9 protein-coding genes are annotated in these 15,309 nt (G+C 60.5%); 6 read left to right on the top strand and 3 right to left on the bottom strand.

Annotated elements, in window-relative coordinates; genetic code table 11:
* Positions 1-59: 59 nt before the first annotated feature.
* From DD235_RS14390 to DD235_RS14375, 4 genes are all read left to right on the top strand, one after another.
* On the top strand, positions 60-6,404 hold the full coding sequence (locus DD235_RS14390; protein WP_109062803.1) for a putative Ig domain-containing protein: 6,345 nt from the start codon (positions 60-62) through the stop codon (positions 6,402-6,404).
* A gap of 102 nt (positions 6,405-6,506) precedes the next feature.
* Positions 6,507-8,324, top strand: a complete 1,818-nt coding sequence (locus DD235_RS14385) for a TolC family protein (RefSeq protein WP_239990168.1) — start codon at positions 6,507-6,509, stop codon at positions 8,322-8,324.
* Positions 8,325-8,346: 22 nt separating this feature from the next.
* The gene (locus tag DD235_RS14380) at positions 8,347-9,183 is read left to right on the top strand and encodes an efflux RND transporter periplasmic adaptor subunit (RefSeq protein WP_204524249.1); all 837 of its coding nucleotides are present in this window, start codon (positions 8,347-8,349) and stop codon (positions 9,181-9,183) included.
* A gap of 10 nt (positions 9,184-9,193) precedes the next feature.
* The gene (locus DD235_RS14375) at positions 9,194-10,597 is read left to right on the top strand and encodes an efflux RND transporter periplasmic adaptor subunit (protein ID WP_109062800.1); all 1,404 of its coding nucleotides are present in this window, start codon (positions 9,194-9,196) and stop codon (positions 10,595-10,597) included.
* 376 nt (positions 10,598-10,973) lie between these two features.
* Here DD235_RS14375 and DD235_RS14370 read toward each other — a convergent pair whose 3' ends face one another.
* Positions 10,974-11,285, bottom strand: coding sequence for a helix-turn-helix domain-containing protein (locus DD235_RS14370; protein WP_109062799.1), 312 nt, complete (start codon positions 11,283-11,285; stop codon positions 10,974-10,976).
* Positions 11,266-11,649, bottom strand: a complete 384-nt coding sequence (locus DD235_RS14365) for a type II toxin-antitoxin system RelE/ParE family toxin (RefSeq protein WP_109062798.1) — start codon at positions 11,647-11,649, stop codon at positions 11,266-11,268. Before DD235_RS14365 ends, DD235_RS14370 begins: the two co-directional genes overlap by 20 nt.
* 114 nt (positions 11,650-11,763) lie before the next feature.
* On the opposite strand from DD235_RS14365, the gene DD235_RS14360 reads away from it, so the two are divergent.
* Positions 11,764-13,974, top strand: coding sequence for an HlyD family secretion protein (locus DD235_RS14360; RefSeq protein WP_109062797.1), 2,211 nt, complete (start codon positions 11,764-11,766; stop codon positions 13,972-13,974).
* Positions 13,975-14,020: 46 nt separating this feature from the next.
* On the opposite strand, the gene DD235_RS14355 is transcribed toward DD235_RS14360, so the two are convergent.
* Positions 14,021-14,224 (bottom strand): DUF5397 family protein, encoded by a 204-nt coding sequence (locus DD235_RS14355; protein WP_109062796.1) that lies wholly within the window; start codon positions 14,222-14,224, stop codon positions 14,021-14,023.
* 139 nt (positions 14,225-14,363) lie between these two features.
* Here DD235_RS14355 and DD235_RS14350 point away from each other — a divergent pair, with 139 nt between their 5' ends.
* Complete coding sequence (locus tag DD235_RS14350; RefSeq protein ID WP_109062795.1) at positions 14,364-15,284, top strand: LysR family transcriptional regulator; 921 nt, start codon at positions 14,364-14,366, stop codon at positions 15,282-15,284.
* The last annotated feature ends 25 nt before the right edge of the window (positions 15,285-15,309 follow it).

The raw sequence follows: 15,309 nt of genomic DNA, 5'->3' as shown, positions 1-15,309 counted from the left end.
GTCAGCCCGGTATTGGAGCGGCCTGCTGGACGGTATTCGTATAACTTTGTGAGGTTCTCATGGCTCGAACGACGGTGAAAATGGGGCGCAGCAGCCCATTGCAGCTTGCTTTGGAGGCACGCATGATGTTCGATGCGGCCGCCGTGGCAACGGCGGTGGAGGTAGCCGATGCAACGGATACCGCCCAGGCGGATGTTGCGGTAGCCGCCGATGTTGTTGAAAAGCCCATGATCGGTGCCGAGCCCGGGGCCATGAGCCTGGTCGAGCGGATCGAGATATCCAGCCCGGATGTGTCGTGGGAGAGCCTCTTCAAGGGCGTCAAGGATATCGTTCGGGTGGATGGTCAGATCTATGTAGTGACGGTGACGGAAGATTTTGTGTGGGATGAGGCTTCCGGGACAGGCGGTTATGTCATGAATGGCAAACTGCATGTCCTGCAGCCAGATGGTTCGGGTGACCTGAGCAGAGCGTGGAGCATTGGTAACGATGCCATTGCGGCGCTGGCCGGTGCAGAGCAGATCCAGGCATCTGCCGATGGCAGCATGCTGTTTGTGACCGGTAGCCAGGGTACGGCACTCTTTGGGCGTGATGCGACTACGGGGGCCCTGACATCCATGGGAACGCTGGCAAGCAATCCGGAGGATGGTTCATACGGTACGATCAGCCAGGTCGTGCAGCACGGCCAGAACCGTCTCTATGCCACCTCCGACGATGGCAGCCTGCTGGTTTTCGAGCGGAATTCCGGCAGCACCGCCTGGCGCGTGGCTCATCAATATTCCGATGCGGGCGAAACCGGTATCCAACTGGATGGTGCCAATGCGCTGATCCGCTCGAACGATGGCAATTACCTGTTTGTCGGCACATCCGGCGGCAATACGCTGGCCAGCGTGTTCCGGATCGGTACGGATGGCCAGTTGACGTTTGTGGCTGCGGCACAGGGACTTGACCATGGTGCTGATTCCCAATACTTCACCTCGACCCTGACGCTGTCTCCGGATGGCACCAGACTGTATGCATTCGATAGCGGCAACAACGTGTTGCGTGCATTGTCCATCAATGCCACGACCGGTGTGCTCTCCGAATTGGGTACGACCACGGTGGGCAGCAGGCAAAGCGGCATCATCGACCTGATTGCCACGACTGATGGGTCTGCATTGATCGCTATCCGAGACAACGGTGTGGATCTGTATGCCATTGGCAGCGACGGCATCCCCACCATGAAGCGGACTTACGACGCACTGGGTGAGGGGCTGAGGTCATTGCGCGGTGCCACGCTGAGCGAAGATGGCACTCAGCTGTATCTGGCCAAGGGCGATGAGTACAGCGAGAAACTGCTGCTTGTGCAATTGAAGCCCGAGGATATCCAGTATCGCGAAGGGACAGATCCAGTGGCGCTGCTGCCGGGGGGGACGCTGGCCGATCCTCAGCTGGATGCCGCCGATAACTACCGCAATGCCAGTATTGCCGTCGAGCGCATGGATACTGGTAAGGGCACCCATGATGCCTTCAGTTTCAAGACTGGAGATGGCTGGACATTCAATAACAACACTGTGTTGCTCAATGGAGTCCAGGTGGCTTCGTTTACGGTGTCGGGTGGTGTGTTGACGATGACGTTCACTGCTGATATCAGCCGTCAGGATGCACAAAATGCCCTGCGCCGCATCGTCTACGAAAACCGCAGCAACGATCCAACCAAGGATGGCAGTGCTGCCAATTTCAAGATCACGTTGAACGATGGTAGCCAGAACCTGGCCGAATTGTCGCTCGACGTTGCGTTGCAAGGGGTTAACAACCCGCCTGTCGTCAGCACCGATGCCGTCCAGACTGATTTCTATGCTGAAGGTGAGCCGGTCAAGCTGTTCGAGAATACGCAGATCGATACGGTCGAGGCCGGTCAGACAATCTGGCAAATCATCCTGAAGATAGACGCCATTGATGAAAACGGGGTCCTGATCGTCGATGGAGGGGGCAAGATTCCCCTGGACAAGGCAACCAGCGGTACCGCCACGACCGGCACCGGTCGAACGTACATGGTGACCCTGGACAGAACAGCAGGCACGACGACTGTGATCGTCTATGTAACAGGCAGTTCCGCCGAAGCGGCTGCGCAGGTCGTGAATGGGCTGGCCTACAGCAATGGCGGAGAAAACCCGAGCGGTGATCGTACCTTTACGTTAAGAATCAAGGATAACGGCGGCTTCGAGACGGATGCCGATGGCAAGAATCTGAGGAACGATGAAGGAGAGGCTGCCAGCAAGGCGGTCGTGACCCTGAATGCAGCACAGGGAACGAATACAGCTCCAGTTCTGGACAATGGGGCCGACGTCGAGTATCGGGAACAGGCAGCCCCGGTCCCGCTTGCCCCGGGCGCGACCCTGCAAGACACCCAGATGGATGCCTTCAATGGAGGGCTGGGCAATTATGACGGCGCGGTGCTGACGATCCGACTGGGTGAGGGCAAGAGTACAGCCGATGCGCTCGGCTTCCAGGCAGGCCATGATCTGTCCGTGAATGGTAATACGCTGCTGAAGGCGGGCAAGGCGATCGGTACGCTGACCAACCAGGATGGCGTGCTGACGATCCGTTTCAGCGATGGTGCAGGGGTCAAACCGACTTCGGTCGATGTGCAGAATACGCTGCGGCAGATTACCTATGCCAACAGCAGTGACGTGCCGGCCGCCAGCGTGGCAGTGGCAATCACGCTGGCCGACCAGCGTGGCCTGGTCTCCGAGGTGCTGGCCCTGTCGATCCAGATCGAGGCCGTCAATGACAAACCGGTGATGGTGGTCGATCCAGTGCTGTCGCTGGGTGACTTGAGCAGCCTGCAGGTACTGGATGGCCTGGATGGTTTTTCGAAGCCTGTATTCAGTACGGTGTCGACGGCCGGAGACCGTGTCTATGTTGTTGATGACCAAGGGGCGATTGCCTTGTTCAGCCGCAATCTGGACTCGGGGCGGTTGACGCATGTCGAGACTTTTGCCGCGCAGGAAACGATCAAACAACTGGTGCTGTCCGGAGACGGCAGCAGTGTGTATGCGCTGGCGGGGAGTGGCAATGCGATTCTGCGTTTTTCGAGCGATGCCGATGGCAAGCTGACGCATGAGGAAACCATCGTCGATGATTATGCTGTGCATGGCAGTTCGCTATACAGCATGCAGGGCCTGACTCTGTCAGAGGATGGGGAAAGTCTTTATCTGACGAATTCCTACGCTTTGCTCGAGTTTAGTCGGGACATTCAGAGCGGTGAGTTGCAATGGGTGGGTAAGCATGAAGGGAGCATGTTCAATGCGCCATATCTGTGGAGTCCGACGGAGGTTGTCAGCAAAGGCGATCTGGTCTACGTGGTGACGAGTCCGTCAGGGTCATATGGCAAGCCGGCCCTGATTGTTTACCAGCGCGATGCCGAAGGAGGCATTTCCCTGCTTACCTATGCCGCCAACACCGAAACCGATGCGGCAGGCAAAGCGTTGTCCCTGGGGGGGCTGAAGCATCTTTCAGTCAGTGCCGATGGTCGGACCATCCTGATTTCCAGCGATCGGCAGATTGATGTCTTCAGTCTGGACATCGAGAAAGGAGCGCTGACGCATCAACATACGCTGGCTGTCGATGCGGATGTCAGGGATATTGCACTGACAGATCATGGCAGGGCCCTGTTCGTGACGCTGGCCGATGGCTCGTTCAAGCGCTACGCAGTAGAGAATGGTGGCCTGTCTGATTCGCTGACTGATCTGGGCAACGTTGGCCATATCCTGCCGATCAAGGATGGCGGTATTGTTGTCGTGGGGGACAAGCTGCATGTACTGCGTGCGCCGGATGTCCCGGCACCTGTCTATACAACGGGCGGGGAACCCATCGCTGTCTTCCCGGCGCTGCGTATCTCTGATGTCGAGCTGGATGCCGCGGGTAATGGCCAGGGTAACTATGCCGGTGCCTTCCTCAAGGTGACGGGCGATGCCGGCAGTCTGTTCGGTTTTGCCGGCAAGGATGGCTATGAGCTGGTCGGCAACGAGATCAGGCTGGATGGCAAGGTGATTGCGACCTTCGAGCAGGAGGGGGATACGCTGGAGGTCCGTTTCGGTGATGCCGTGACCACCGTGCAGGCCAATGCCGTATTGCGGCAGATCGATTATGCCTGGCAGGGTACCGAGACATCAGGTTCGGTGGTGTTGCGCGTCCAGTTCAATGATAGCGACCTATTCACCGAGCTGGAAGTGTCGGTTGCCATCAATGCCGTGCCACTGCCGGGCACGGATGATTACGCGTTGCCGACGCGCATCGTCGGTCGTGACTATCCTCCGATCGTATTGCCCGAATCGCTGTTCAATGATGCGGATGGCGACCGGCTGGCATGGGAGATCGACAATCTGCCTCCAGGCGTGACGTTCGATCCTGATACCCGGACATTGTCCGGGATGCCTGATGCTCCGTGGAGTGGGGTGTTGCGGATCACGGTAACCGACAAGGGCAATATGTCGGCAACGCGGGACTTTGCCTGGGCTATCGAGGCAAATGCCGAGCCTGTTCCGGTTGCCGGGACGGTGAATGTGCCTCCGGTCGCAGTGGGGGCAGCTTTCGACTATGCCTTGCCTGCGGTATCCGAGCTGTTCTCGGATGCCAACAACGATGCCCTGACGCTGGATGTGGAAGGGCTGCCTGCCGGTCTGTCGTTCGATCCCGCAACTGGCAGGATCGTCGGCGTGCTGTCCGTAGCCGGCCGGTTCGAATTCGTTCTCAAGGTCACGGATCCGAGCGGAGCATCGGCGTCGCGCACAGTCAGCCTGGATGTGGCGAATGTACCGCCCGTGGTGACGGTGGTGCCAGGCAGCAATCTGGAGTACATCGAGAATGGTAGCGCGGTGGTCGTGTTTGATGATGTTGCGATCGATGTTCGCGGTGCCTCTGAAACCGTCACGCAGATCGTCCTGCGCCTGGACAATGTCGTGGACATTGGCCATGAAACGCTGGTCATCGACGGCACGACCATCGTGCTGCGCGCCGGGGCTTCGGGGCTGACGGCGGGTGGGCATGCGTATGCCATCTTGCAGGATGGCACCAGCCTGCGCCTGACGCTGACGGCTGCAGCCTCCGGCTTGCCGGCGGCACAGGCCGAAGGGCTGCTGGAAGGGATCCGCTATGCCAGCACCAGTGACAACCCGAGCGTGAGCCAGCCACGCGTGATTGCCCTGGTGTCCGTGCGTGACAGCGGTAGTACGGCTGGCGGTGGTTCGGATACGGTGCAACTGTCCGGGGTCGAGTCCTCGATCACGCTGGTGGCGGTCAATGATGCGCCGCAGGCCAGCGGGCAACTGGGCGGTGTGCAGGCAGAGGTCCAGCAGGAATTTTCGTATACGTTGCCGACCAATCTGTTTTCCGACCCGGAAGGCGATGCGTTCAGCCTGTCCGTGACAGGTTTGCCGGCCGGACTGACATTCGATGCCGCGACCGGCACGATCTCGGGTACGCCAGCCGCCACAGCGATTGGCAGCCATACCGTGGTTATCACGGCGACTGACATACACGGTGCCAGCAGCAGTGTGACGCTTGCCCTGCAAGTCAATAGCCTGATGGATGGCGCGACCCTGTCCCAGCTTCAGCCCGACCATGCCCTGTCGCGTGATGTTTCGGCCTCATCAGGCTCGTTGACGTCGCCCTATGCCGGTATCTGGCAGACCGACACTGCCCAGCGTCACCAGATCCTGGCTGAGGCCTGGGCTGGGGTGCCCGGCATCGGCGGTCGACCGCTGGGCTATTCGTCGTTGACCATGGCGGGCCTGTCTGCCGATCCGGGGTTGCGCGGCCTGCCTTTCTACCTGACCGATACGCCGCGCTCCGAGTGGGAACGTGAACTGGAACAGCGTCGAATCGAGCGTCCGGCAGCAACCAGCCTGGCCGACCATGGTGGTGGCACGTTGCACGCGACCCGTGAGACTGTGCGTGGTACGGCACAGTGGGATGCGATCCAGGGCCACTACCAGTACCAGTTGCCCGATGGCCTGTTCTCCGGCCGTCAGGCCGTGGTTTCCGTGGTGCTGGTGCAGGCCGATGGCAGCCCGTTGCCGGAGGGAATCCGCCTGGATGCGCGTACCGGCCGGATCATCGCAACCGGCAGCAGCGGCCAATGGGATCTGGTGCTGGTGGCGCAGACACAGGATGGCCGTGCCGTGCAGGTGCCGGTCGTTCTGAACGTGCCGGAATCGGCTGCCGATGTTGCCGCAGCGGGCCGTCAGGAGGCTGTGGTCGCACTGACCGAGGACTTGCAGCCAGGGGCCAAGGTGGCGGTCAGCGACCAAATTCGGATGCAGGCTGCGCCCAGCCTCGTACAGGATGCCCAGCGCCTGCTTGGCCTGCTGGGAGCCGCGCCGCAACAGGAAGAACGGCCCGCAGGCGAACGGGCTGCTGCATAACGATCATGTGCCGCAATCATGTCGCAGCAAGGGGCTCGCTCCTGCTGGCTGCGGCATGGCGCGCGGTTGCCATTTGGGATTTTGAAAGAAGGAAGAACAGACGTGTCCAACAAGCATCACAATGACAAGATCTCGGTCGCTCGCCAGCGCTTCGTGCGCCTGGGTAGCCTGACCATCCTCGCTGCCGCGCTGGCCGGTTGCGCCATTACCCCTCAGCCGCTGGCCGAGGAAGAGCAGTTCGTGCTGGCCCTGGCTGATCGCGAGGCCATGTACGCACAACAGGAGCCGGTTACACAGGCCATCACGCTGGAAGAGGCCATCGCCCGTGCCGTCAAGTACAACCTGCAACATCGCCTGATGCTGATGGAACGTGCGCTGGAAGACAACCTGGCCGATGTGCAAGGGCTCGATATGCTGCCCAAGCTGACGGCACGTGCTGGGTTCAAGACACGAGACAACACGTACGCGTCGTCGAGCTATTCGGTGGAAAGTGGGCGCGAGTCGCTGGAACCCTCCACCAGCCAGGAACGGAATATCCGCAACGCCGACCTGCAACTGTCCTGGAATGTGCTTGATTTCGGCTTGAGCTATTTCGGTGCCAAGGCCCAGGCCAACAAGATCCTCGCTTCCGAAGAGCGTCGCCGCCGAGTCGTGGCGGACATCATTCGCGAGGTGCGGACAGCGTACTGGAATGCCGTGACTGCCGAGCGCCTCAAGAACGAAGTGTCCTCCATCCTGGGCGAGGCGCGCACGGCGCTGTCGCAGGCGCGCGAGACTGAACGCCAACGTCTGCTGGCACCGATCAATGCACTTAAGTACCAGCGTGACCTGTTGGGCATGGTGCGTCAGGTCGAGGCGCTGGAGAGCGACCTGGCATTGGCCAAATCGCGCCTGGCATCGCTGATGAATCTGCCGCCGGCATCGCAATATGATCTGGTGGTGCCTGCGGCCGCCAGCCTCGAAGTGCCACGCCTGGCCTATGGCCTCGAGGACCTTGAAACCCTGTCGATGGTGCGTCGTCCCGAGATCCGCGAAGAGGCCTACCTGGCGCGCAACGCCGTGCTGGAAACACGCATGTCGCTGCTGCGGCTGTTGCCGGGCGTATCGCTGTTCGGTGGCCTGAACTACGACAGCAACAAGTATCTGGTCAACAACAACTGGGCGGATGCCGGCATGCAGGTCAGCTGGAATCTGTTCAATGTCCTGTCGTGGCCGGCCATCAGCAAGGCCGGAGATACCCGCGAAGCGGTTGCGCAATTGCGTCGCCAGGCATTGCGCATGGCCGTGCTGACCCAGGTGAATGTGTCGTACCTGGAATTCCAGCGTGCTGCCAGTGTGTTTGAGCGCTCGAAAGAGCTGGATCGCATCCAGCGGGCCATTCTGCAGCAGACCGAAGGTGCCCTGCGCAGTGATGCCCAGACCGTGCTTGAAACCATCCGCACGCGAGTGGAAACCGTGTTGGCCACTCGGGCCCGTGACTTGAGCTATGCAGATCTGCAGAATGCCATGAGTGCCATCCACCAGGCGGCCGGCATCGATCCGTTGCCACAGACTGTGGCCGATGACAGCGTGGCTGGTCTGGCGGCGGCGGTGGCCGACAACGGTCGCGTCATTGATATGGGGGGGCTGCAGGTGCCACGCCTGATGGCCGAGTCCAGCCTGATCCAGCAGGCCGTGCCAGTCGAGGCCGCCACACCTGTGGCGCAGACCGCGCAGGCTGTTGCAGCCGCACCGGTTGTCTCATCGGTTGCGCAGCAGCCGGCGTTGCGGCCAGTGGCGGTGTCGATGTGGTCCAGCACCGGCTCCCTGGTCAGCGGTCAGGCCGCACTGGATCAGGCCGAGACGCAGCGCCAGGCGGCTCTGGCGGCCGAGGCCGAGGCGCGTCAGGAGCGGATGCGGCGGGATATTTATGCGCGCTGAGTATGCTCATTCTGCCCGCCATGTGACTGCCCTTGCGGGCAGTTCACCGCGCCACGGACTGCAGCGGCATATCCTGCCGCTGCTGACGGCTCTGGCACTGATAGGCATGGCCGAAACGATACAGGCCCAGGAAGCGCAGGTCGTCCGTGCCCAGGTCACGGCGGTCCGGCAGGCCGTGCTGTCCAGCGAGCTGGCGGGCAAGTTGCTCAAACTCCCGTTCCGGGAGGGCGATAGTTTCAAGGCTGGGGACGTGCTGGCGGAGTTCGATTGCTCGCTGCATCGGGCTCGGCTGAGCCGTTCGGCGGCAGCCGAGTCGTCGGCACGCCAGCAACTGAATGTGGCCAACCGGCTTGATGCGCTCGATTCCATCAGTGTGTCGGACCTGGCGCAGGCCCGTTCGGCCGTGTCGGTCGGACAGGCCGAAAGTGCAGTGGATCGTGCCATGGTGCAGCGCTGCACCATCAAGGCCCCCTTTGCCGGGCGTGTGGGGGAAACGCATGTGCGGGTGTCGGAGTACGTACCCGAAGGCAAGGAACTGCTGGGCATTTACGAGACGGGTGGTTTCGAGGTCGAAATGATCGTGCCGTCGCGCTGGCTGGTCTGGCTGCGGCCGGGCTATCCCTTTGCCGTCTTGCTGGATGAAACGGGTCAGGCACATGCAGGCGAGATCGCCCGCATCGCAGGCAGCGTGGACCCGGTCAGCCAGTCGGTCCGGGCCATCGGGCGACTGGGTGCCGACGAGCAGGGGTTGTTGCCGGGGATGAGCGGCACGGTCAGTATCGAGCCGCCAGCCGCCGCCGTATCGGATGGGCAGGCACACGCGGGTGGTGACCTTGCGCCCCATCGTGCGGAGCAATGAGAAGAGTCGGATGACGCATCGTGCAATGAGGAGTGATGTTTCTCAGGCGCTGGCTGGCCTGGTCGAGCTGGAGCGCCGTGCTCGTGCCTGCGATACGCCCGAGGCGCTGGGCTGGCTGATGGTCAACGATACCTGCCAGCTTGTGCCCTATCGGCAGGCTGCATTCTGGCGCGCGGATACAGGGCAGATACAGGCCTTGTCGGGACTGGGTACACCGGATCGCAATGCGCCGTTCGTGGTCTGGTTGGCCGGCTGGATGCGCGTGCAGGCACAGTCCCATGTACAGCAGGCAGCGGTATCGCATACCGCAGGCGTGCCGGGTGCCCGTGCGGCAGATGCCGTGAGTCGACTGTTATCGGTTGATATGCAGGCGGCTGAGGATGCAGCCATGTGGCGCGAGCATCTGCCGGCGCAGTGTATATGGCTGCCTTTTTTCATGAATGGCACGGATGGGCCTGTCATGGGGGCGCTGGTGCTGTGGCGTGAGCAGGCCTGGACCCAGCCGGAGCGGGCCTTGCTGGAATCCCTGGCGGATGCCTATGCGCATGCTTGGCGTGCGCTGTCGCGGCGTGGCCGTACCGGTGTGGCGGCTATCCGTCCGCATCGTCGTCGCCTCTGGTGGGGGGCGGCAGCATTATTGCTGGTGTTGTTGCTCTGGCCGGTACGGCAGTCGGTACTGGCACCCGCAGAGGTGGTGGCCCATCAGCCTGCCATGGTGCGGGCACCGATTCAGGGCGTCGTGGATCAGGTTGAAGTGCAGCCCAATGAGGCTGTCAAGGCAGGCCAATTGTTGCTGACGCTGGATGCCCGCGAACTGGAAAGCCAGCTTGAGACGGCCCGTCAGGCACTGGCCGTGGCGGCGGCCGAATTGCGTCAGGGGCAGCAGCAGGCGCTGCTCGATGCACGCAGCAAAGCCATGCTGGGGGTATTGCAGGGCAAGCGTGACCAGGCGGTCGCGGATGTGGAATACCTGGAACAGGCACTGGCACGCAGCCGCATCCATGCCGTGCGCGATGGCATCGTGATTTTCGATGATCCGAATGATTGGATCGGCCGGCCTGTGGCGCTGGGCGAGCGGATCATGATGTTGGCCGACCCTCAGGAGGCTGCGCTGGATATTTCACTGCCGGTGGCAGACGCGATCGCGCTGGCCCCGGATGCGCAGGTCAAGTTCTTCCTGAATATCGCACCGGCTTCGCCGCTTGATGCCCGCATGGTGCGCATGGGATATCGCGCCAGCCCGATGCCGGATGGCGTGATGGCCTATCGCGTGCGTGCTGCCTTTGCGCCAGAGGAGGCGCTGCCTCGTATCGGACTCAAGGGAACGGCCAAGCTGTATGGCGAAAGGACGATCCTGTTCCTGTACCTGATGCGGCGGCCGTTGGCGGCGTTGCGTGCCTGGTTGGGGTGGTGATGTACTAGGAAGAGGCTTGAGTATGGCTAGTTTTGCAGCGAAAAAATATAATTCAATTATTTTTTAAATAGGGAGTTGGGATGATCTCAAAAAAATATTCAATTTTCTTATTGTCAATTTTTCTGGCTGCATGTGCCATACCGAAACCGTTTTGGTATAAGGCCGGAGTGGATCGGGATAATACGCAGAGCGTAGAGTCGCAATGTCGCTACGAGATAGGTGTTAATAATGTTTCTGAGTCGAAAGAGGATGCATTGTTCACGCATTGCATGCAATCGAAAGGGTTTCGGCTAAGGGCAAATTGAGCCGTTGATGTTATTTCCAGAGTGCAGTTCTTTTGAATTGCACTCTGATTTTTTAAAAAAGCATGGTGGTGTTAACGATCTTGGACAAATGGATGCACCTGAATATCAGCATCGGGAAAAGATGCGACCAGCTTGAGTTCACCACCGAGTGCCTTGATGTACTCCCGCAGTGTGCTGATGTACATGTCGTCGCGGTGTTCCAGTTTTGAGATGGCTGCCTGTTCAACGCTCATGGCTTTTGCAACTGTGATTTGTGTCACTTTGCGGGTTTTGCGCAGTTCCTGGAGTTGCATGTCTACCAGTATGGCTTCGGCTTGCGCGGCTGCGCGGGACTGAGCCTCCGGTGACATCTGTGCACGTAGTTCACTGAATTTTTTTGCCATTGATCCGCCTTTCTTTTCCCAAAGTCCCGATGTGTATGTCATACAGTGCGTCTGCTATTGGTATGTTTTTTTCGTACCAACGGTCATTGCCGGTCTTGTCTCCACCTAGCAAGAGGATGGCGCAGCGACGAGGGTCAAATGCGTAAAGAATCCGGTATGGACGCCCAGCATGCTGCACGCGAAGTTCACGCATATGGGCGTGCCTTGAGCCTGCGATGCTGGATGTATGAGGGAACCCGAGGTTTGGGCCTTTTTCTTCCAGAAGCCGAACAGAGGTATCGATGGATACTTGCTCGAGTTCGGTTAGTTTTGCCCACCACTCAGCCAGTTCGTCGGTGTATTCCACATCCCATTTTGCAGTCATTATTCCTTCCGAGAACTATTCTGTCAAAGGAATATTTTGGTGCTTCAGGAAGATTTGGGAAAGATGTAGATATATCAGTGATTCCTGAGTCCGACTCTATACCGGAACGGTGAAATGGCTACTGTCGATATCCGAGCTTCTTCCAACCCAGCCCAACCCCCTCAGCCATCCGCACTGCCCCCTCTGCGCGATGAGCTCCTGCTGCATGAGGGGCCGCGACTGGCGGATGGCTCACCTTCCTGGACACTTGAGGATCCGGGGCGCGGGGCATTTTTCCGGATCGGCTGGGTCGAGGCGGAGATGCTGTCGGCCTGGCAAGAGGGATCTGCGCAGGCCGTGGCACAGGCCGTGATGGCGCGTACAACGCTGACGGTCGAGGCGACCGAGGTAGAGCAGTTCGCCCGTTTCCTGCAGCAGCAGCATCTGGTGCGCCTCCAGGGTGAGCAGGCGCTGGCGCAATTGCAGGAGCAGGCCGAGCGTACGCGCCGGCATGCAAGCTGGTATCAGCAGGCGTTGCGACACTATCTGTTCATCCGCATTCCACTGTGTCGGCCGGATGGCTTCCTGACCCGCACGTTGCCCTGGGTGCGCCGCGTATTTCTCAATGCCGGGTTCCTGTGGCTGACGCTGCTGGCCGGGGTGCTGGGCCTGGTGCTGGCGTTGCGTCAGTGGGACGAATTCCTGCATACCTTTCCCTATTTTTTCACGCTGGAAGGGGCCGCACTGGCCGGGCTGACGCTGGTGCTGGCCAAGGTCGTGCACGAGCTGGGCCATGCCTATGTCTGCAAGCACTATGGATGTCGCGTGTCGACCATGGGCGTAGCCTTGATGGTGCTGTGGCCGGTGCTCTATACCGATACCTCCGGTGCCTGGCGCCTGCCGGGCCGGCGGCCCAGGATGATGATCGGCGCTTCCGGCATGCTGGCCGAAACGGCGCTTGCGGCCTGGGCCACGCTGGCCTGGAGCTTTCTGCCCGACGGCATGTTGCGCAGTGCCATGTTCGTGCTGGCGACCACGACCTGGATCCTGACGCTGGCGGTCAATCTCAACCCTTTCATGCGCTTCGATGGGTATTTCCTGATGTCCGATGCGCTGGCGGTCCCTAACCTGCAGCAGCGTTCGTTTGCGCTGGCGCGCTGGCGGCTGCGGGAATGGCTGTTCGGCTTTGGGGATGCCGCGCCCGAGGTGTTCGAGCCGTGGCGAGAGCGGGTGCTGACTGTCTATGCCTGGTGTGTCTGGATTTATCGTTTTTTCCTGTTCCTGGGGATTGCCCTGTTGGTGTATCACATGGCGTTCAAGGTTCTGGGGATCATTCTGTTTCTGGTGGAAATCGTGGCCTTCATCCTCAAGCCTGTCTGGACCGAAATGCGTGAATGGGGCAAGCGGCGGCAAGACCTGCATTGGAATCGGCGCACCGTGACCGTAGTTGCGCTGTTGCTGGCCTTGTTGCTGCTGGCCGTAGTGCCGTGGCGCACGGCTGTGCATGCGCCTGCGTTGTCGCGTGCTGCAGGGCAGTTCCAGATCTATGCGCCTGTGGGGGCGCAACTGGCGCAACTGGAGATTCGTCCGGGGCAACCGGTGGTGCAGGGTGAGCCCTTGCTGGCACTGGAGGCACCTGCATTGCGTCATGAACTGGACAATGTGGCCCGCCGGCTGGCGCAACTGCGCTGGCAGTCGTCTTTTCATCCGTTGGCCAGTGATACGCGGGCCCAGGCTCCGGTGGCCCGACAGGAGCTGTCGGCGGTGCAACTGCGGCTGGCTGTGTTGCAGCGGCAGGTGCAGCAGTTGACGGTAGCGGCTCCGTTCGATGGTGTCGTGGTAGATATGGCAGAACCGCTGGGGGTGGGAGAGTGGCTGGAGGCCGGAGAGTGGCTGGCCACGATCGTGGCACCAGGCGAGCGGCTGCTGGAGGCCTACGTGGCCGAGCAGGATGTCGCCTATCTGCGCGAGGGTGATGCGGCCTGGTTCTACCCGACCGATCCGGCACAATCCGCGGTACAGGCCGAGGTCGTGACCATTGCCCAGACGGCAAGTCATGATCTGGGGGCGGTGCCGGAACTGGTCTCTGTACATGGAGGTGCACTTGCGGCCAGCAAGGATGGTCAACGGCTGGCACCTGAGCAGGCGGTGTATCGAGTGGTCTTGCGGCTAGCAGCGTTGCCGGAGTCTGCGCAGGTCATGATGACTGGGCAGGAGCAGGCAGGACAGTACGCTATTGCGCCTGTTTTGGTGGGCAGTGTGGCGATAGAGGGCGAGGCGCGCAGTTGGGCGGCGTCGGTCTGGCGTCAGGCGGTCGCTGTGTTCGTGCGGGAAATGGGCTTCTGAAGCTGGGGGACAGGTCCGCTCAGGTGGCCGCGGGCAACCGCATGCATTAGCCTGCGTCGCGATCTGCCATCAGGCTAGAGTAGCGATAGACAACTTTCGAGCCCGTTTCCACCAGAATGATTTCCACCAGCCAATCGCCATCGTCCAGGGGGGAGACTGGCTGCCCGACTTCATATTTCAGGCCCAGCGGACCCAGTAGCTTGAGGGTGCCGACCGGGACGTCGGGTGGTGTGTTCAATGTGTGTGACATACCCGTATCCATACGTTATTTTGAGCAGTCGCTAGATTACCAGCGTTGACCTGTCATCAGAGCCGTCATGGCATGAGACTGGCCCTCATGGCCGTTATTCGGTAATCTGCCCGGCATCGTGCAGCAGAGAGGTTCTGTCATGTCCATCCAGTTCGATTTTGTCGATTTACGCCTGTTTACCTATATCGCCGAGGAAAAAAGCCTGACCAAGGCAGCAGGACGAGCCTGCCTGTCCTTGCCTGCCGCCAGCATGCGGATCAAAAACCTTGAGCAGTCGATCGGCGTGCCGTTGCTCAATCGCAGCGCCCAGGGCATTACGTTGCGCCCGGCTGGCGAAGCTTTCCTGCATCATGCGCGGCAGGTACTGGGTCAGATCGAACTGCTCAGCTCTGACCTGCAGGAGTATGCCAAGGGCATCAAGGGACACGTGCGCATCCTGGCCAATACCACGGCGATGACCGAGTTCCTGCCGCATGTACTGAGTGATTTCCTGGCGCACTGGCCGGATGTGAATATTGACCTGAGCGAGCGCCAGAGTGATGAGATCGTCAAGGCGGTGAGTGCGGGTGTGACCGATATCGGGATCGTGGCAGGCTCGGTCAAGACGGCTGGCTTGCTGACCTTGCCGTACCGGAAGGATCGTCTGGTGCTGGCCGTGTCGGAAGATCATGAACTCGCCCACCATGACCGCATTCCCTTCGAGCGCACCATGGATTGCGATTACATCGTGCTGCACGAGGGCAGTGCCATCTACGCCTTTCTCAATCGTGCCGCAGGCGAGATCAACCGGCAGTTACGGATACGCATCCAGGTGGGCAGTTTCGAGGCTGCCTGCCGCATGGTGGCAGCCAATGTGGGGATCTCCATCCTGCCCGAGTCAGCAGCCCGGCGCCATGCTCGCAGCCTGCCGATCAAACTGGTGGAGCTGGAAAACACCTGGGCCATCCGCAATATGCTGATCTGCGTGCGGGACATGGAAACCCTGCCGCATTTCACGCATGAACTGATTCGGCTGTTGCAGCAGGATGGTGTGGCCAATGAGGGCACCCATCACCCCTGATGGCGTGAAGGGTGTCTTTTGTATC

It is taken from the genome of Corticimicrobacter populi, assembly GCF_003123725.1.
Classification (GTDB): Bacteria; Pseudomonadota; Gammaproteobacteria; order Burkholderiales; family Burkholderiaceae_B; genus Corticimicrobacter; species Corticimicrobacter populi.
This window is presented reverse-complemented; position numbering and strand designations above follow the sequence as displayed.

Bases quoted from the DNA above. Each gene is read 5' to 3' on its own strand.
- DD235_RS14365 (WP_109062798.1), bottom strand. From the start codon at position 11,649: ATGACTGCAAAATGGGATGTGGAATACACCGACGAACTGGCTGAGTGG.
- DD235_RS14370 (WP_109062799.1), bottom strand. From the start codon at position 11,285: ATGGCAAAAAAATTCAGTGAACTACGTGCACAGATGTCACCGGAGGCT.
- DD235_RS14375 (WP_109062800.1), top strand. From the start codon at position 9,194: ATGACGCATCGTGCAATGAGGAGTGATGTTTCTCAGGCGCTGGCTGGC.
- DD235_RS14350 (WP_109062795.1), top strand. From the start codon at position 14,364: ATGTCCATCCAGTTCGATTTTGTCGATTTACGCCTGTTTACCTATATC.
- DD235_RS14390 (WP_109062803.1), top strand. From the start codon at position 60: ATGGCTCGAACGACGGTGAAAATGGGGCGCAGCAGCCCATTGCAGCTT.
- DD235_RS14355 (WP_109062796.1), bottom strand. From the start codon at position 14,224: ATGTCACACACATTGAACACACCACCCGACGTCCCGGTCGGCACCCTC.
- DD235_RS14360 (WP_109062797.1), top strand. From the start codon at position 11,764: ATGGCTACTGTCGATATCCGAGCTTCTTCCAACCCAGCCCAACCCCCT.